The organism is Rhodanobacter sp. BL-MT-08 (assembly GCF_054161255.1).
Genome location: NZ_CP167872.1, coordinates 2,542,432 through 2,556,383, shown reverse-complemented (window position 1 = coordinate 2,556,383; position 13,952 = coordinate 2,542,432). Strand labels below are relative to the sequence as shown.

The following is a 13,952-nucleotide window of genomic DNA, read 5'->3' as shown; positions in this document are numbered from 1 at the left end:
TGTCACGGAGCAAACCAAAAGCCAGCTTTACGATGGGTGGGGTAGCTAGTGTCATCACGCTCTCAAAAGCCCAAAGGGCCAATCACTGACCGGCGGAAACGGACCGCACCGGCCGCACGAAGGCGGCGCCGCTCCGGTGGCCGTCGTACACGGCGCCGTCGCCGAAAACGACTAACCACGCGTAGTCGGAAGACCACGCGCAGGGCGTGCGCGACCAGACCCACGAGCTGTTGCTCTGGAAGAACGCCGTGTCGATACAGGGATCGTGGCGCGTCAGGTCGCGGATGGATTCGAGTTCTTCGAGGTCGGGTAAGCGCCAATCGTCAAAGCCGCCGAGTTTCAGGCTCGCGACATACGCCTCCGCTTCCTCGAACGTCATGCGCTTTTCTGACTCTGCAGAACCCCACATCAAACGAGTTTTGTTATCGACCACGACAGGTTCGTCGTAAGCCCGAAGAAAACGGTCAGCCGTTGTGGATGAATCGTTCGATGCGGCCGTGCGTGCGAAACCGCCGCTCGCGAACGACTTCGCCAGAGAAGCGGCGAGCAGCGTGTTCAGCGGCGACGTGGCTTCGCTGGGCTGCAGGTTGATGGTCACGTGCTTGATGTTGATCACAGGCGAATGCGTCGATTTCATAGTGCGTCTCCGTTGCGTTTTGCCTTGCGCAACAGGCGCTGGCGGGATTGGTCGAGATGCTTGATGGCGCGGTCGATGGCGAGCATCGCGGTATTCAAGTCATCGATAGGAGCGATGCCGACACGGCCTTCGCTGGATAGGGCGATGGCGCGCCTGATGTGCGCCTTCGCCGTTAAAGCACAGGCACCCGATCGCACGGCGAGCGTTGCCCGGTTTTCCAATTGATTAGGTGAGTTCATGGCGTCGGCTTACGGGGTGAACGCGCCGAGGTTAAGGGTACTGCTGGTGCCGAGCAGCTTGGTCAGTTCATCGTGGAAGTCGTTGGCGATGTCTTCCACGACTTGTTCGGCCTGCTGGATGCGCAGCACCAGGGCGATTTTGTCGCCGCCGGTGTTGACGCCCAGGCGCAGGGTGAAGGTGCGCAACGGCAGCCCTTCATAGGGGTGCGCGCGGAAAGTAAAACCGCTGGGCAGCTTGAGTTTGCTGCTGGCGTCGACGCTTTCCATGGCGCTGCGGGTGTTGCCCATGTCGCGCTCGACGTTGTTCACTTCACGCGCTGTGGTGATGCTGATATCGCGGATAGCGGCGAGGGCATTAGCCAGTGGCGCCTCACTCGGCTGGCCGTCGATAAGAAAGGTAATGTGATCGCGCCAGTCTTCAACGAAATCGTGCAGCTGGCGCTGGTTGAGAATGGTGTTTTTGTTGGTGACGTGGGTGAGTGCCGCATACGCTGCGGTGGGCTTGAGATCGAGCGTGGCTGTGTAGTCGCCATGCCCTGGTGTTTCTGCATCGCCCAGGTTGAAAAAGACCTTGGCGCTCATCAATGTGGTGTCGATGAAACCCTGTGCCTGCGCCGCTGGCGAGTTGTTTTCCTTCACGGCGTTGACGTAGTTAGCGAATGGCTTCAGATGAAGCGTGCGATAGCTGCCGCGGTAGCGTGAACGGCCATGCTGGAACGGTTCTAAGCTCACCACTTTCTGCGTATCGTCATCGTCCTTCAGCACGATGACGGGAGTATCGGTATCGAGTTGGTTTGCTTTGGCCGCTTCAACAGCAAGCTGACCAATGGCGTCGATGGCGGATTTATCCATGGTTTTGATCTCGGTGGGCAACGGGTTGAATTCAGTGCCGGTCTTTCCCGGCTGTCAGGTGTGAAGCGGCTGCTCGACGTATACCAACGCCTTCGATTACTGGTGCCGCCTTCAGTCCAGGCCCTTACGGAATCTGCCTGGCAAGTCATACGCGCCGGTTTTTAAGACCGCCCACGCGCGCCGCGACTCAATGCAAAAACGGTCTAGCCGTCCGAACGCTCGGCTTCCGCGCGCTGGCGTTCCAGAAAAAGATCGGTCTGGCTTTCGGGGAACAGGCTGAGCGCGCCGCCGATGCCGACGTGCAGCGGGGTGCTGGTGGTGGCTTCCTCAATGACGCGGCCCTTCGTGGTGGGACGGGCGTACTTGATCTGGTGCACGGCGGTGACCTGGCTGCTGTCGCCGATGCGGGCGAGGTCGATGGTGATGTTGACCTTGCCTTTCTTGCCGGTGGTGACGACGCCCAGCGCGGTGTCGCACAGGGCAGCGCTGAGACGCTGGGCGAATATGCCGGCGTCGAGGTCGTTGATGAGGGTGGCGACGTCTGTTTTCTGCTGCACGGTCGTTGCTCCGGTATGTGCGGCATGGCCGCGTGGGTAGGGGACTGAACAGGGCCCTGCAAAACTGTAGGGGAACGGCGTGGCGCGCAGGGGGGGGGGCGCGTGCAAGGCCCTGATCAGTGCTGCGTGTGTGGCTACCGACGCAGCGGCGGGCAGGGGCTTAAACGGCTAGGACGAACGGATGGATCGCTCGGGTGCAACGCACACGACCGTTGTTCCCTGCTGCCGGGGTTTTGCGCATGAAGTGCGCGGGCACTGGCCGGCTGATCCCGGCCGTAAGCGACGGCCCGCGCTGAAAAGTTTGGGTAAGCCGAGGCATCACAGATCAACCGCGTGGCCGGGTTGTACGCGGCGACCGCGCAGCAGTTGTTGCAGCCGCGCGTGATGCGCTTCGGCACTGTCATCCACGCGCGCGGCGCACTCGCCGGCCAGCGCCGCGTAGCCGGCCTGATCGACAAAGTCATCGAGGCGAAACGCGCCGCTGCTGGAGCGCGCGATTTTCAGCAGCGCCATGAACTGCCAGCCCTGCTGCTCGGTGAGCGTGGTGCCGTAGATGGCGTTGAACGCCTGCACGCAGCGGCCCATGCTGCGTTCACCGGTGGGCTGGTCGCGCTGCTTGCCGCGCTCGGTGATGGTGTCGGATGCATCGACAAGGATGCTGACCGCGTCGGCGGGTTGATGGGTCATTGGATGGTTTCCTTAGGCGAAGACAAAGCCGCCACCAGGTCAAAGGCCTGGCGCGACCGGTCGGCAGCGATGCGCTGTGCGGTTTCACGTTCGAGGGAATTGCGCGGGCGCTCATGCGCGCGATTGAGCCAGCGCTCGCAGCTTTCGGCGAGCTTGACCACCGCGGCAGCGGGCAGGCTGTTGGGATGGATGCTCATGGCTGCCACCCAAGAACAAACGCAAACAGCAGCACGCTGATACCCGCGCTGGCCATGAGGAACAGCGCGAATAGCAACACCCAAAGCAGCGGCATGCCGTCGTGCAGATTCCAGGCTACGGCCGCAAAGCGATCGCCGCGCGTGGGTTTAGGTGGTTTGACGTAGGCGAGGCGGCGCTCGGCCTGTTGCGGCCAGTTGCGCTCGGCGGCGCGTGCGCGGCCGATGCGCACTACGTTATCGGGGCGGCGGACGGCTTGGGGGTGGGCGCTCATGGTGTCGCCTGCGTGATGACGAGAGCGCCGTCAATGGTGATGCCTGGCAGCCCACCGGTGGCTTCGCACAGCTGCAGGTGCATTTCCTGCGCGTCCTGCGCGTACCAGTCGGCATCACGCTCGGCGCGTTCGGCGCGCTCCTGCAATGCCTCGTTTTCGGCGCATAGCCGGGCCACTTCCGCGCGAAGCTGGTCGATGGCCATGGCATCCCACTGGCGGCACAGCTGGGTGAGCTGGCTATCCATGATGGCGCTCATGCTGCAACACTCCGGCGGCGCGGCACGCGCAGCGGCAGCGCCAGCTGGGCGTAGTCGGTACCCCATTCCAACTCGGCGCCGGTGACGGTGGTATGCGGTGTGGTACGGGTGCCGCAGCGGCACTCAATGCGGTGGCGTGGGCCAGTAGCCATGAAGACCACGGGCTCGCGGCTGCTGCGGCCGAGCACATGGATGTGGCGCGGTTCGCTACCGCAGTTGCGGCAGCGGGTGAACCTGCCTGCCGGGTGATGGATAACGCGCTCGATCATGATGCCTCCATGCCGCGTGGTGCGGCTGGAGGTTGATATTAGGAACTACCTAATTTTAAGTCAATAGGTACAGCCTAATTATTTTTCACCTTGTTACGCGCGTAACGTCGACCTCGGCCATGAATCTTTTCAGTGCGTTGTAGGCTTTGCTATCGCCGGAGGCATCCACAATGCCGTTTTCGACGTAACCCTTGTCAGTCATAGCGCGCACCCACACGCGCTTAGCGGCGGCCATGGATCGGATAGTGGCGAGCGATGCCACGAATGATCGATCGGACGTGCGCAACACGCCAGTTTCGTTGTTGAAATCGGTCGTGGTGTTGGTAGGTTCTACTTGAGTGGTGACGCCGTCGATGTTGAGCTCGACACTTTGGATATTGAGATATTCCCCGATCAGCTCGACGCGCAGAATGGCCGTTTCAGCGTGAGCTGACGACCATTGGGCGCCCAAGCCGATACAGGTCTGCGTGATTTTTGGACACATGCCACCATGCGGGTCGATATCCACTACTTTGGATCCATCGAAACCGCTTTGATTGACGGTGGGGCGGTGTCCACTGGTAGTGCTGCAGGCGGCTAGCGTGGCGGCAGCCATGAGTAAGCAAGTTGCACGGAGTGTGGAGCGGCAGATATCCATTCTTTGCCTCATCGGTAAGGGTTTAACGTTGTGGTGGTCCTGATTCAAGCAGGTGCATCACATGCTTTTGCTGTCTGGAGTTAGCTTTACGCCATTTGCCGATCAGCGTTATTTCGCGTGGTGTAAGGGTGTGCGGGTCATGGGACAAATCATTTTTTTTTATGGGCTCACCGCTTTCGGGTAAGCCAGCGGGATCATCTGCGTTATCCATAAGGCGCCACTACTCCACGGTAAGTACCGGGCATCATGGCCCGCAGCATTCTGCGATTCAACGTTTGTCAACGATCAATGTCCCAGTTTCCTTTTGCTTGGCTGATGCTGTTTTGGCTCCAGTGCAAGTTCCACGATTTGACGCAGCGATTCGTCAGCAGCCCGAAATTTAGCGATGAGCGCATACTCGGCGGCAGTGAGTTGCAAGCCTGCATCCACGCCATAGCTAGTTCTGTCTTCCATGACGTTCACCGTGGCTGCGCGCTTGGAGCCTTTACCGAAATAGAGCCACTCGTAGCGAACGCCATACTCTGTCGCCATTTCTTCGACCACGTTCGGTGATGGCATGTGCTCGCCCTTCAGCCAGGCGCTAGCAGTTACTGGAGATACTTTGAAACGATCTGCAAGCTTTACGCCTGCACCGCGTCCAGAGTTCTGGCCGACGTCTGTCAGGGCCTCTTTGAGTCGCGCCGAAAATTCGGCCGGATCGTGTGCTGGTGGGTGTCTAGGCATGGCCTAAATTTTCCCCCAAAAGAGATTAGGCTCGCCCTGTTGACACAATATTAGGACAGGCCTAATAATGCGTTCACTATGACGATTCCCTTTCTTGATAAAGCTTGCGACCTGCTGGGCAGTCAGGAGGCGCTTGCCTCGGTGCTTGGCATCAAATCGCCATCGATTTCCGACTGGCGCAAGCGAAAGCAGGTGCCTGCCGAGCGCTGTGGCGCTATTGAGGCAGCTACAGGCGGAAAGGTCACCCGCTACGACCTTCGCCCCGACGTATTCGGCGAAGCGCCTGCGACCGAACTGCAGGAGGCTGGCTGATATGGAAAGCAAAACCGAGCCGAGCGCGCCGTCAAGAAGCGAGCAACACCGGGCGATACGCGCCGCGATGAAGGCCGCTGATGATGCTTTTTTGCGGACTCTTACCGAAGAGCAGCGGCAGATACTTGCGTTGCTAGATCGGCGAGAGCTTTTGCGAGCCCAGGCACGGGCGTCGGTGCGGCAGCAGTTTGTTGGAGGTACGTTTTGAACTGCGCGCGCACGTCGGTTTCGGCAATTTCGGCCAAGTCCTCGATGGTGTCGATGAGGGCAAGAAATACTTCCCGATGCATCACTTCGAGCAGGGTGATTCGTTCTTCCAGCGTGTTTTCCATGCGGCTCTCTCATAGGTTGATTGGTTGGTGCGCGCCAGCTTACCGGCAGTGCCGCGCTTATTTTTCGATTCATGCCTTTCCCCGAGGTCAGTAATTCCATGTATGACGATCCGAGCCACATCCGCGACCGCGAGATCAAGGTCCGCTTGAATGACGAAGAGCTGGCGGTGGTTGACGCGCTGGCCCGCTACAACCGCCGGCAACGGGCCGCGTTTATTCGCGAACTGGTGATGGCCAGCGTGGCGCGATTCGAGGCACAGGTTACCGAGCAACCGAAGGCGGCATGAAGGCGCTTTTAGGGGCCTCATGGGGGACTTGTGCCCGACATTGAAATTGCACTCACGCATAGCGAGCTGGAGCGGCTGGAAAAAGCGGCAGCGGCGCGCGGCGTGACGGTAGAGCAGCTGGCCGCCGATGAATTGCGCGAGAGGTACGCGCTGCATACGTCAGGCGGGCAAGTAGTGCCATTGCGGCATCGAGCGAAGAAAGGGGAGCGTGGCCATGGATGTGATTGACGTATCACAGCGACGCCAGCAGGAAGATATCGACCATGCGCTGAGTCAGCGCAAAGTGTCGGTGCCGGGCCTGGCGTTTTGCGAAAACATCGACTGCGTCGAAGCGATTACCGGTTTTCGGCAGGCGATGGGCGCGCGGCTGTGCATTGATTGCGCAAAAGCCAACGAACTGGAGGCGCGTCGATGGGCACCGCGCGGCCAGGGCTAGCACGATGGCCTATCAGTTCGAGCGAGAGAGCGGCGATGCAGGCCGCGAAGGATCATGTGGAGCGCATTTTGCGGGGCGAGACGACGCCCGCGGATACGGCGCAGGCGTATGCCGCGCTGCAGGCGCTGAACAACCCGAGGCAGCCGGCCTTGCCGCTGGAGGTGCCGCGGTGAAGGCGGCGCGCTGGGTCTGCCCGGTGCCGCAGAAGATCGGCCACGTGGTGCGCGTGTGGCGCCCGGGCAAGCCGCTGCTGCCGATTGCCGACGTGGTGGCCGAGCGCGCGTGGAAGGGCGAGGGCGTGCGGGTGTTTCGTTTCCCCGATGGCACGTGGGCGCTGGTGAGCATTGGCCAGCGCGCCGATGACGTGCTGATGCGCCACTGCGGCGATGCGCTGTTTGCCACGTACGTGCGCGGTGCGCTGTGGTCGCAGATTGTGGCGGATATGAAGTGGGCGGGGAGGACTTCGACGTGATGTTGTGGGCTTTTATGACTGTACAAGGCCCTCAAGCGCGTATTGCACGAGATATGGTGCCGCACGACGCTGCGCATGACCTTCGGGGTAGAGGTAATAACGCAGCATCCGCTCATGTATGCCGATGCGCTCAGCAGCTTGGCGCTGCGTCAGGCCGGCTTGCTCAAGCAAAGCCCGGAGATATTCCGGGCTCGGATCGTGCTTGGATGCGTCGGGCTGCCTGCTCGGCAGTTGCTTGCTCATACTTCCAACGCTTCCAGCAGCCGCTCTACCTCGCCAGCTTCGGCAGCGCGTGCCACATCATCCAGCCACTCGGCGTAACCCTGGATGCTTCCGGCGTCGTCAGCGTCCATTGCGTATTGCGTCGCCCCCTGCTGGATCAGGATGCTGTTGTCGTCGAAGGTGTACTTCGTGTAACCCTCGCCTTCCCACACCTGATCCTTGGCAATCGCCTTTGCTTCAGCGGCTTCAGAGGCTTTCGTGGTGTCGGCGTGCTGTGCCGCAATCTGCTGCGCAATCTTGCTCATGTCGATCTCCTGTATTCGCCGCGCCGGAATGGCTGGCATGGGTTTATAGTAGGAACTATTGTTCCTTGTGTCAAGGTGTTTCTGAAAAATATATTCAGCGTCCGCGGTCTCGCGAGGAGCGACGCATGATCAACGTACAGGCGATATTGGCGCGCGTGGATCTGGTCGAGCTGGTGGGCCGATTCACACCGCTGAAGAAAAACGGTGTGGAATACACCGGGCTTTGCCCCTTCCACAGCGAGCGCAGCCCGAGCTTTACGGTGTCGCCGGTGAAAGGCTTTGTGCACTGTTTCGGTTGCGGCGCGCACCACGATGCGATCGGCTTTGTGATGGTCATGGACGGCTGCGATTTTCAGACGGCCTGCCACAAGCTGGGTGGCCACGACCTCGGACAGATTGTACGCAACGCCGTGCGCGAGCTGCCACGCCGACCGGATGTGCCGAGTGACGGCGTGTGGGTGCCGATTTGGCCGGTACCGGATGACGCGCCGCGCTGGTCGGTAGGCGTGAAAGGCAAGGTGTGGAACATCAAGCGCGGCCGCTGGTGGCATGTTGAGCCATCGCGCGCGGATGCCTACCTCGGCGCCGATGGCTCGCTGATGGGCTATGTGCTGCGGGTGGAGATGGACGACGGCAAGATCACGCCGGCTGTCACGTGGTGCATTGGCCCTCGCGGGGAATCGCAATGGTGCCTGCAGCCATTTCCAGAACCGAGGCCCTTATTCGGGCTGCATGACTTAGCGCGCAAGCCCGATGCGCCGGTGCTGATGGTGGAAGGCGAAAAGTGCGCCACGGTCAGTGCTGGCGCACTGCCGATGTATGCCGTGGCCTGCTGGATGGGCGGCGGCAAAGGTGCGAAGTATGCCGACTGGTCGGCGCTGGCTGGGCGCGATGTGGTGTTGTGGCCGGATGCTGACGATGCCGGCCGCGAGGCGATGCTCGGCTACATCGACAACACCGGACTGCTGCACGAAGGCGTGGCGCAACTGGCGCACCGCGCGGGATGCGCCAGCCTGCGGGTGGTCGACGTGTCGCAACGGCCGAAAGGCTGGGATATTGCCGACGCGATTGCGGACGGCTGGACGGCTAAACAATTGATGGCGTGGGCACGTGAGCGAGTGAAGCCGGTGGAGATTGTGGTGGATGAGTCGAGGGTGGCTGTATGACTCGAGTTGAAGTCATCGGCAACGCAACGTTGTACTTTGGACGCTGGGAGAGTGTTCTGCCGCGTAAACTTGTGGTCGATGCGCTGATAACCGATCCGCCATACGGACAGGACTACAAGGTAAACACTTTTCACAAGGGAGGAACGCGCGATAACGCAGTCGTGCAGCGAAATGGATCGACCTTGATGGTTCGCCCAAACGTCCATGCAGAAATCGATGGCGATGACGAACCATTTGATCCGACGCCGCTGCTAGCTCTCGCGCCACGCGTGCTGATGTGGGGCGCGCACAAGTTCGGCCATTGCCTGCCGCCGGGTCGAGCGCTCGTTTGGGACAAAGTTCCCACGGGAAAGGTGCGAAGCCAAGGTGACGGCGAAATCGCATGGACAAACGTTGAGCCAGATGCGCCATTGCGTATCTTTCGTCTGCTTTGGGATGGTTTATGCGTTGGCAAAGGCGCTCGGCATGAGGTGACAGCTGGCCAGAAACGGCACCATCCTATGCAGAAGCCTGAAGCTTTGATGCGCTGGTGCATCACGCAGGTCGGCGATCCGTCTTTGATCCTCGACACGTATATGGGCAGCGGCAGTACAGGCATTGCCGCGATCCAGATGGGCAAAACATTTGTCGGTGTCGAATCGAAAAAACACTACTTCGACATAGCCTGCCGCCGCATAGAAGACGCGCAGCGACAAGGCAGGTTGATCGCATGACAGATCCATCGAAGGTCGTCGTGCCCATGGGCCAGCGGCAGCCGAGTAAACGCGGCGGCGGTGGCGGCAACGGCAGTGGCCGCGGCGGCAGCGGTTCCGGTGGTTCGTTCGATCACAACGACTGGGGCAACAAACTTACGCGCAACAGCACCGGCAAGCCGGAATCGACCACGCACAACACGCTGCTGGTGATGACGCATGCCGATCCGCTGCAGGGGCTTTTCAGCCTGGATGAATTCGCCAACGTCGTGAAGCTGACACGCGACGCCTGCTGGCAAGCGGGCCAGCGCGACGAATTCACCGATCAGGATGGCACCGAGCTATCCGGCTGGCTGGGTAGCCCCGATAACTACAAGCTCAACGTGAAGCGCGACATGGTGATGGATTGCGTCGAGGCGATGGCGCGGCGTCGCAAGGTGCATCCCGTGCGCGAGTATTTGACGACGCTGGTGTGGGATGGCAAACCGCGCGTTCGCAGCCTGTTTCCGCGGCTATTCAGCGCCGAGGATACGGACTATACGCGGCAGGCGGCGCAATGCTTCATGGTGAGCGCGGTCGCGCGCATCCTGTGGCTGGATGCCAAGGTACGGCACAACGGCGCGCAGGTGGATTTCATGCTGGTGCTGGAAGGCGAGCAGGGTCGCGGCAAGACGTCGGCCGTGCGCGAGCTGTTCGGCGCCGAGTGGTATGCCGAGTCGATGGAGTCGCCCAGCAGCAAGGATTTCTATCAAAGCCTGCGCGGTCGCTGGTGCGTCGAGATTGGCGAGATGGACAGCTTCAGCAAGGCCGACGTGACCAAGGTCAAGCAGGCGATCACGGCGCGCTTCGATACTTACCGGCCGAGCTACGGGCGCGTGAGCCGATCGTTTCGTCGCGAGAATATCTTTGTCGGCACGACCAATGAGAATGAATATCTGCGCGATGCCAGCGGTGGTCGGCGATTCCTGCCGGTAAAGGTCAATGCCGTGCATATCGCCAAGATCATCGCCGAGCGCGATCAGCTTTGGGCTGAGGCCGTGCAGATGTTCCGCGATGGGTTTGCCTGGTGGTCGCTGCCAGACGATGCGGTCGAGCAGCAGGATGAGCGTTTCGCCGAGGATAGCTGGCAAGGTCCACTGCAGCGCTGGCTGGCTGGCCGTGCACCGGACTCGCACTATCCATCGCGCATACCGTTTGCCGGTGATGGCAAGCCGGTTGAATGGGCAACTACGACCGAGCTGCTGGCCAACGCGCTGGGCATCGATGTGGGCAAGCACGGCAAGCCCGAGCAGATGCGCATCGCCTCGATCATGCGGCGGCTCAAGTGGAATCACGAACGCGTGTGGGTGAACGGATACCGCGAACGCCGGTGGGTCAACACCGTGCCAGCAAAGAAGGGGGATAGCGATGTGCCGTTCTGATGCCTGGCCGATCATGGGTGCGGGCTGTTTGTCCCAACCTACCCAACCTTGTCCCAACCTTGTCCCGACCTGCAAGGCGTTGCGGCTGTTGGGCTGTCCCAACCTACCCAACCTTTTCGCGCCTCTCGCGTATATAGAACTATGGTCTGCTAGTGCATCCGTTCTCTATATGTGCGCATACAGGTTGGGTAGGTTGGGCAGGTCGGGACAAGCCAAGCCCAGCAACGGTTTCAGCATCCCGACCTCATCAAAGGCAGGTTGGGCAGGTTGGGACAACGGCACGGCCTGGGCGTTCGGGATCGGTTCGGCGCGGGTCCTTTCCAGGCCAGCCGAATGCGGGTTGCACGGCCGCAAAAACGCGGTAGTTACTGGGTTTCAACTTTGGTGCGGACTGTTCGGACATGGCATATCTGACCTGTTCGGGGTGTTCGGATGAGCGTCAACGGCTTTGGCAACAAGGCGGCCTACGCCAAGCACCGCGGCTGCTCCGACAGCCTGGTTTCGCGGCTGTCGGAATTTCTGGTCTACAACGCTGCAGGCCTGGTGGACTTCGCCGCCAGCGACGCGCGTATCGCGCACTATCGCGATCCTGCGCGCGGCGGCAAGCGTGGGGCAGCGCCAGCATCAGCGCCCGCGGCAGCGGCGCAGCCAGTGGCAACCACGCGCGTTCCGCCTGCTGGCGCTGCACCGTCCGGCGATGCCGTCGGCGGCGACCCGGCGTATCGAAACGCCGCTACGCGCGAGCGCGTGGCCAAAGCGCGGCTGGCCGAGCTTGAGCTGGCCGAGAAAACGGGCGAGCTCGTACGCAAGTCAGAAGTGGCGGCAGCGGTCTTCGGGCTTTCGCGGCAGGCGATGGAAGCGCTGGACGCGCTAGCCGATCGCCTTGCGCCGCAGCTGGCTGCCGAAACGGACGTCGAGCGCGTGCATGCGTTGATCACTGAAAACGCCAGCAAGATCCGCAAGGCGATGCTCGGCGCACTACCGGGCCTGGCTGAAGAACACGCGAAGGCTGCCTGATGCTCGATATCGACCACATCGACGTCGACCTTGCCTCCGGCGCCGACGTGGTGCTGGAAAGCTGGCGCAACGGCTGGACCATTCCCGAGCCGATCACGCTGAGCGACTGGGCCGACCGCTACCGCAAGCTGCCGAAAGAGGGCTCGAGCGAATCCGGCGACTGGTACACCAGCCGCATGCCGTTCCTGCGCGACATCATGAACTGCCTGCATCGCGAGTCCACCGTCCGCGAAACCACCATCAAAAAATCCACGCAGGTGGGCGGTACCGAAATCGGCATCAACTGGCTTGGCTACATCATCGAGCATGCGCCGGCCTCGGTGATGTACGTGTTGCCGACGATCGACACCGCGCGCAAGTTCAGCGAGCAACGCCTCACGCCCGCGATCAAGCTCATGCCGGTGCTGCAGGAACGCATCCCGCCCGCGCGCAGCCGCGACAGCGGCAACACCACGCTGATGAAAAAGTTTCCCGGCGGCATGCTGGTGCTGAGCGGCGCCAACAGCTCGGCGTCGCTGGCGTCCATGCCGATCATGTATCTGGTGCTCGATGAGCTGTCGAAATACCCGACTGACCTCGATGACCAGGGTGGTGCCGAGCAGCAAGCGCTGCGCCGCACGTCTTCGTACATCCGACGGAAAATTCTGCGCATCAGCTCGGCCACCATCAAAGACGCGTGCGCCATTAGCGCGGCCTACGATGCCGGCGACCAGAGCCAGTTCCACGTGCCGTGCCCGCACTGCGCGCGCCAGCAAGTGTTGGTCATCGATCAGCTCACCGACGACGGTCAGTTCGTTTGCCTGCACTGCGGCAAGCTGATCCAGGAGCACCAAAAAACCCGCATGCTGGAAGCGGGCCAGTGGATCGCGCGGCGTCCAGAACGCAGCGCCCACCACCGCAGTTTCCACATCTGGTCGGCCTACGCCGCGCTGGGCCTTGGCTACACCTGGCGCGAAATCGCCGACATGCGCGCCGAGGCGCGCAAAGATTCCGCGCTGCAGGTCGTGTTCACCAACACCATCCTCGGCGAAGCCTACGAAGGCGCCAGCCAGAAAGTCGAGGCGAAGGATCTGCAAGAGCGCGCCGGCAAGTGGCTGCGCCGCACCGTGCCGCGCGGGGCGCTCATCCTCACGGCCGGCGTCGACGTGCAGGTCAACCGTTTCGCCGTGCAGATCGTCGCGTGGGGCCGCAACGAACAGGCGTGGATCATCGACTACGTCGAGCTGCCAGCCGACCCAACGCGCACCGAAGACTGGAACGTGTTGTGGGAGCACTTGGGCCAGCCCATCGTCAACGCGGCCGGCATCAGCCTGCGCATCAGCGCGGCGGCCGTCGATTCCGGCAACTGGACGCAAGAGGTCTACAACGCCGTGCGCCCGCTGCAAACGCAAGGCGTCATGGCCATCAAGGGCAGCAAAGATGCCACCAAGCCCGTCATCGGTCGCGCCAGCAAGCAGGAAGTCGATGGCCGCGGCCGCACCAATCGGCGCGGCCTCAACCTCTGGATCGTTGGCGTCAACTCGGCCAAAACCACGCTGCTCCAGCGCCTGCTCGGCGATCAGGACCGCGAGGAAGACAAGCGCCTGGTCCATTTCCCGTCCGACATGCCCGACGACTACTACGCCATGCTCACCGCCGAGCGCTTCGATCTGGTCGCCAAGCGCTGGCTGAAAAAATCCGGCGCGCGCAACGAAGCGCTGGACACCCTGGTCTACGCCTACGCCGCCGCGCTCAGCCCCAACGTGCGCATCCACGTTAAGCGCGACGCCGACTGGGCGCAGCTGGAAGCGAAGCTGGAGCCGGGCACCAGCGACCTGTTCAGCGCGCCGGCGCCACCCGCACCGGCAGCGGTTGTGGAACGGCAGGCACGTGCGATGCCGCCGCCTGTCGTGCCGGTAGAGCGCGTGCCGGTACCGAGCAACCCGTTTGGGATTTCCAGCGACTGGGCGCAGCGGCGATGAGT

Annotated in this window: 25 protein-coding genes; 11 read left to right on the top strand and 14 right to left on the bottom strand. The window is 61.8% G+C overall.

Translation table 11 applies throughout. From position 1 onward, the window contains the following. Nucleotides 1–82: 82 nt before the first annotated feature. The 11 genes from ACDK93_RS11290 to ACDK93_RS11240 all read right to left on the bottom strand — a co-directional run bounded on the left by ACDK93_RS11290 (nucleotide 83) and on the right by ACDK93_RS11240 (nucleotide 5,327). Nucleotides 83–637, bottom strand: a complete 555-nt coding sequence (locus ACDK93_RS11290) for an Lcl C-terminal domain-containing protein (protein WP_458068682.1) — start codon at nucleotides 635–637, stop codon at nucleotides 83–85. Continuing rightward, complete coding sequence (locus ACDK93_RS11285) at nucleotides 634–876, bottom strand: hypothetical protein (protein WP_458068681.1); 243 nt, start codon at nucleotides 874–876, stop codon at nucleotides 634–636. Before ACDK93_RS11285 ends, ACDK93_RS11290 begins: the two co-directional genes overlap by 4 nt. Nucleotides 877–885: 9 nt before the next feature. Further along, a complete protein-coding gene (locus ACDK93_RS11280) occupies nucleotides 886–1,728 on the bottom strand; it encodes a DUF2303 family protein (RefSeq protein ID WP_458068680.1) in 843 nt (280 codons plus the stop codon). A 203-nt stretch (nucleotides 1,729–1,931) separates the two neighbouring features. Then, nucleotides 1,932–2,285, bottom strand: coding sequence for a hypothetical protein (locus ACDK93_RS11275; protein ID WP_458068679.1), 354 nt, complete (start codon nucleotides 2,283–2,285; stop codon nucleotides 1,932–1,934). A gap of 318 nt (nucleotides 2,286–2,603) precedes the next feature. Beyond that, on the bottom strand, nucleotides 2,604–2,972 hold the full coding sequence (locus ACDK93_RS11270; protein WP_458068678.1) for a DUF6378 domain-containing protein: 369 nt from the start codon (nucleotides 2,970–2,972) through the stop codon (nucleotides 2,604–2,606). Then, on the bottom strand, nucleotides 2,969–3,169 hold the full coding sequence (locus tag ACDK93_RS11265) for a hypothetical protein (protein ID WP_458068677.1): 201 nt from the start codon (nucleotides 3,167–3,169) through the stop codon (nucleotides 2,969–2,971). The genes ACDK93_RS11270 and ACDK93_RS11265 overlap by 4 nt, the downstream gene beginning before the upstream one ends. Then, nucleotides 3,166–3,441 carry a hypothetical protein gene (locus ACDK93_RS11260; RefSeq protein ID WP_458068675.1) on the bottom strand — a complete coding sequence of 92 codons (276 nt, stop codon included), beginning with the start codon at nucleotides 3,439–3,441 and terminating at the stop codon, nucleotides 3,166–3,168. The genes ACDK93_RS11265 and ACDK93_RS11260 overlap by 4 nt, the downstream gene beginning before the upstream one ends. Continuing rightward, nucleotides 3,438–3,698, bottom strand: coding sequence for a hypothetical protein (locus ACDK93_RS11255; RefSeq protein ID WP_458068674.1), 261 nt, complete (start codon nucleotides 3,696–3,698; stop codon nucleotides 3,438–3,440). The genes ACDK93_RS11260 and ACDK93_RS11255 overlap by 4 nt, the downstream gene beginning before the upstream one ends. Then, complete coding sequence (locus tag ACDK93_RS11250) at nucleotides 3,695–3,967, bottom strand: hypothetical protein (protein WP_458068672.1); 273 nt, start codon at nucleotides 3,965–3,967, stop codon at nucleotides 3,695–3,697. Before ACDK93_RS11250 ends, ACDK93_RS11255 begins: the two co-directional genes overlap by 4 nt. Before the next feature lie 85 nt (nucleotides 3,968–4,052). Further along, the gene (locus ACDK93_RS11245; RefSeq protein ID WP_458068671.1) at nucleotides 4,053–4,562 is read right to left on the bottom strand and encodes a hypothetical protein; all 510 of its coding nucleotides are present in this window, start codon (nucleotides 4,560–4,562) and stop codon (nucleotides 4,053–4,055) included. 327 nt (nucleotides 4,563–4,889) lie between these two features. Then, on the bottom strand, nucleotides 4,890–5,327 hold the full coding sequence (locus tag ACDK93_RS11240) for a helix-turn-helix domain-containing protein (protein ID WP_458068670.1): 438 nt from the start codon (nucleotides 5,325–5,327) through the stop codon (nucleotides 4,890–4,892). A gap of 78 nt (nucleotides 5,328–5,405) precedes the next feature. Between ACDK93_RS11240 and ACDK93_RS11235 the strand changes: the two genes are divergently transcribed. Beyond that, entirely contained in the window at nucleotides 5,406–5,639 is a 234-nt protein-coding gene (locus tag ACDK93_RS11235; protein WP_458068669.1) for a Cro/CI family transcriptional regulator, read from the top strand. 101 nt (nucleotides 5,640–5,740) lie between these two features. On the opposite strand, the gene ACDK93_RS11230 is transcribed toward ACDK93_RS11235, so the two are convergent. Continuing rightward, entirely contained in the window at nucleotides 5,741–5,971 is a 231-nt protein-coding gene (locus tag ACDK93_RS11230) for a hypothetical protein (RefSeq protein ID WP_458068667.1), read from the bottom strand. A gap of 98 nt (nucleotides 5,972–6,069) precedes the next feature. On the opposite strand from ACDK93_RS11230, the gene ACDK93_RS11225 reads away from it, so the two are divergent. The 5 genes from ACDK93_RS11225 to ACDK93_RS11205 are packed head-to-tail and all read left to right on the top strand — an operon-like array spanning nucleotide 6,070 to nucleotide 7,166. Continuing rightward, nucleotides 6,070–6,258: a ribbon-helix-helix protein, CopG family gene (locus ACDK93_RS11225; protein ID WP_458068666.1), complete on the top strand. Its 189-nt coding sequence runs from the start codon at nucleotides 6,070–6,072 to the stop codon at nucleotides 6,256–6,258. Between the two features lie 30 nt (nucleotides 6,259–6,288). After that, a complete protein-coding gene (locus ACDK93_RS11220) occupies nucleotides 6,289–6,486 on the top strand; it encodes a hypothetical protein (RefSeq protein ID WP_458068664.1) in 198 nt (65 codons plus the stop codon). Further along, nucleotides 6,473–6,694: a hypothetical protein gene (locus ACDK93_RS11215; protein ID WP_458068662.1), complete on the top strand. Its 222-nt coding sequence runs from the start codon at nucleotides 6,473–6,475 to the stop codon at nucleotides 6,692–6,694. The genes ACDK93_RS11220 and ACDK93_RS11215 overlap by 14 nt, the downstream gene beginning before the upstream one ends. A 35-nt stretch (nucleotides 6,695–6,729) precedes the next feature. After that, nucleotides 6,730–6,867, top strand: coding sequence for a hypothetical protein (locus tag ACDK93_RS11210; RefSeq protein ID WP_458068661.1), 138 nt, complete (start codon nucleotides 6,730–6,732; stop codon nucleotides 6,865–6,867). Further along, on the top strand, nucleotides 6,864–7,166 hold the full coding sequence (locus ACDK93_RS11205; RefSeq protein WP_458068659.1) for a hypothetical protein: 303 nt from the start codon (nucleotides 6,864–6,866) through the stop codon (nucleotides 7,164–7,166). The genes ACDK93_RS11210 and ACDK93_RS11205 overlap by 4 nt, the downstream gene beginning before the upstream one ends. A gap of 12 nt (nucleotides 7,167–7,178) precedes the next feature. On the opposite strand, the gene ACDK93_RS11200 is transcribed toward ACDK93_RS11205, so the two are convergent. Both ACDK93_RS11200 and ACDK93_RS11195 read right to left on the bottom strand, forming a co-directional pair. Beyond that, nucleotides 7,179–7,409, bottom strand: coding sequence for a helix-turn-helix domain-containing protein (locus ACDK93_RS11200; protein WP_458068658.1), 231 nt, complete (start codon nucleotides 7,407–7,409; stop codon nucleotides 7,179–7,181). Beyond that, entirely contained in the window at nucleotides 7,406–7,693 is a 288-nt protein-coding gene (locus ACDK93_RS11195; RefSeq protein ID WP_458068657.1) for an anti-CRISPR protein AcrF2, read from the bottom strand. The genes ACDK93_RS11200 and ACDK93_RS11195 overlap by 4 nt, the downstream gene beginning before the upstream one ends. A 125-nt stretch (nucleotides 7,694–7,818) precedes the next feature. On the opposite strand from ACDK93_RS11195, the gene ACDK93_RS11190 reads away from it, so the two are divergent. The 5 genes from ACDK93_RS11190 (at nucleotide 7,819) to ACDK93_RS11170 (ending at nucleotide 13,950) form a co-directional block, all read left to right on the top strand. Beyond that, nucleotides 7,819–8,859: a CHC2 zinc finger domain-containing protein gene (locus ACDK93_RS11190; RefSeq protein ID WP_458068656.1), complete on the top strand. Its 1,041-nt coding sequence runs from the start codon at nucleotides 7,819–7,821 to the stop codon at nucleotides 8,857–8,859. Further along, nucleotides 8,856–9,572 carry a DNA methyltransferase gene (locus ACDK93_RS11185; protein ID WP_458068655.1) on the top strand — a complete coding sequence of 239 codons (717 nt, stop codon included), beginning with the start codon at nucleotides 8,856–8,858 and terminating at the stop codon, nucleotides 9,570–9,572. Before ACDK93_RS11190 ends, ACDK93_RS11185 begins: the two co-directional genes overlap by 4 nt. Continuing rightward, the gene (locus ACDK93_RS11180) at nucleotides 9,569–10,972 is read left to right on the top strand and encodes a VapE domain-containing protein (RefSeq protein ID WP_458068653.1); all 1,404 of its coding nucleotides are present in this window, start codon (nucleotides 9,569–9,571) and stop codon (nucleotides 10,970–10,972) included. The genes ACDK93_RS11185 and ACDK93_RS11180 overlap by 4 nt, the downstream gene beginning before the upstream one ends. Nucleotides 10,973–11,404: 432 nt before the next feature. Beyond that, complete coding sequence (locus tag ACDK93_RS11175) at nucleotides 11,405–11,989, top strand: hypothetical protein (protein WP_458068652.1); 585 nt, start codon at nucleotides 11,405–11,407, stop codon at nucleotides 11,987–11,989. Beyond that, entirely contained in the window at nucleotides 11,989–13,950 is a 1,962-nt protein-coding gene (locus ACDK93_RS11170; protein WP_458068651.1) for a phage terminase large subunit family protein, read from the top strand. Before ACDK93_RS11175 ends, ACDK93_RS11170 begins: the two co-directional genes overlap by 1 nt. Nucleotides 13,951–13,952 lie beyond the last annotated feature (2 nt).

Excerpts from the sequence above, each read along its gene's own strand:
- ACDK93_RS11290 (WP_458068682.1), bottom strand. The coding sequence starts at position 637 with ATGAAATCGACGCATTCGCCTGTGATCAACATCAAGCACGTGACCATC.
- ACDK93_RS11285 (WP_458068681.1), bottom strand. The coding sequence starts at position 876 with ATGAACTCACCTAATCAATTGGAAAACCGGGCAACGCTCGCCGTGCGA.
- ACDK93_RS11280 (WP_458068680.1), bottom strand. The coding sequence starts at position 1,728 with ATGGATAAATCCGCCATCGACGCCATTGGTCAGCTTGCTGTTGAAGCG.
- ACDK93_RS11270 (WP_458068678.1), bottom strand. The coding sequence starts at position 2,972 with ATGACCCATCAACCCGCCGACGCGGTCAGCATCCTTGTCGATGCATCC.
- ACDK93_RS11265 (WP_458068677.1), bottom strand. The coding sequence starts at position 3,169 with ATGAGCATCCATCCCAACAGCCTGCCCGCTGCCGCGGTGGTCAAGCTC.
- ACDK93_RS11260 (WP_458068675.1), bottom strand. The coding sequence starts at position 3,441 with ATGAGCGCCCACCCCCAAGCCGTCCGCCGCCCCGATAACGTAGTGCGC.
- ACDK93_RS11255 (WP_458068674.1), bottom strand. The coding sequence starts at position 3,698 with ATGAGCGCCATCATGGATAGCCAGCTCACCCAGCTGTGCCGCCAGTGG.
- ACDK93_RS11250 (WP_458068672.1), bottom strand. The coding sequence starts at position 3,967 with ATGATCGAGCGCGTTATCCATCACCCGGCAGGCAGGTTCACCCGCTGC.
- ACDK93_RS11245 (WP_458068671.1), bottom strand. The coding sequence starts at position 4,562 with ATGGCTGCCGCCACGCTAGCCGCCTGCAGCACTACCAGTGGACACCGC.
- ACDK93_RS11240 (WP_458068670.1), bottom strand. The coding sequence starts at position 5,327 with ATGCCTAGACACCCACCAGCACACGATCCGGCCGAATTTTCGGCGCGA.
- ACDK93_RS11235 (WP_458068669.1), top strand. The coding sequence starts at position 5,406 with ATGACGATTCCCTTTCTTGATAAAGCTTGCGACCTGCTGGGCAGTCAG.
- ACDK93_RS11230 (WP_458068667.1), bottom strand. The coding sequence starts at position 5,971 with ATGGAAAACACGCTGGAAGAACGAATCACCCTGCTCGAAGTGATGCAT.
- ACDK93_RS11225 (WP_458068666.1), top strand. The coding sequence starts at position 6,070 with ATGTATGACGATCCGAGCCACATCCGCGACCGCGAGATCAAGGTCCGC.
- ACDK93_RS11215 (WP_458068662.1), top strand. The coding sequence starts at position 6,473 with ATGGATGTGATTGACGTATCACAGCGACGCCAGCAGGAAGATATCGAC.
- ACDK93_RS11210 (WP_458068661.1), top strand. The coding sequence starts at position 6,730 with ATGCAGGCCGCGAAGGATCATGTGGAGCGCATTTTGCGGGGCGAGACG.
- ACDK93_RS11200 (WP_458068658.1), bottom strand. The coding sequence starts at position 7,409 with ATGAGCAAGCAACTGCCGAGCAGGCAGCCCGACGCATCCAAGCACGAT.
- ACDK93_RS11195 (WP_458068657.1), bottom strand. The coding sequence starts at position 7,693 with ATGAGCAAGATTGCGCAGCAGATTGCGGCACAGCACGCCGACACCACG.
- ACDK93_RS11190 (WP_458068656.1), top strand. The coding sequence starts at position 7,819 with ATGATCAACGTACAGGCGATATTGGCGCGCGTGGATCTGGTCGAGCTG.
- ACDK93_RS11185 (WP_458068655.1), top strand. The coding sequence starts at position 8,856 with ATGACTCGAGTTGAAGTCATCGGCAACGCAACGTTGTACTTTGGACGC.
- ACDK93_RS11180 (WP_458068653.1), top strand. The coding sequence starts at position 9,569 with ATGACAGATCCATCGAAGGTCGTCGTGCCCATGGGCCAGCGGCAGCCG.
- ACDK93_RS11175 (WP_458068652.1), top strand. The coding sequence starts at position 11,405 with ATGAGCGTCAACGGCTTTGGCAACAAGGCGGCCTACGCCAAGCACCGC.
- ACDK93_RS11170 (WP_458068651.1), top strand. The coding sequence starts at position 11,989 with ATGCTCGATATCGACCACATCGACGTCGACCTTGCCTCCGGCGCCGAC.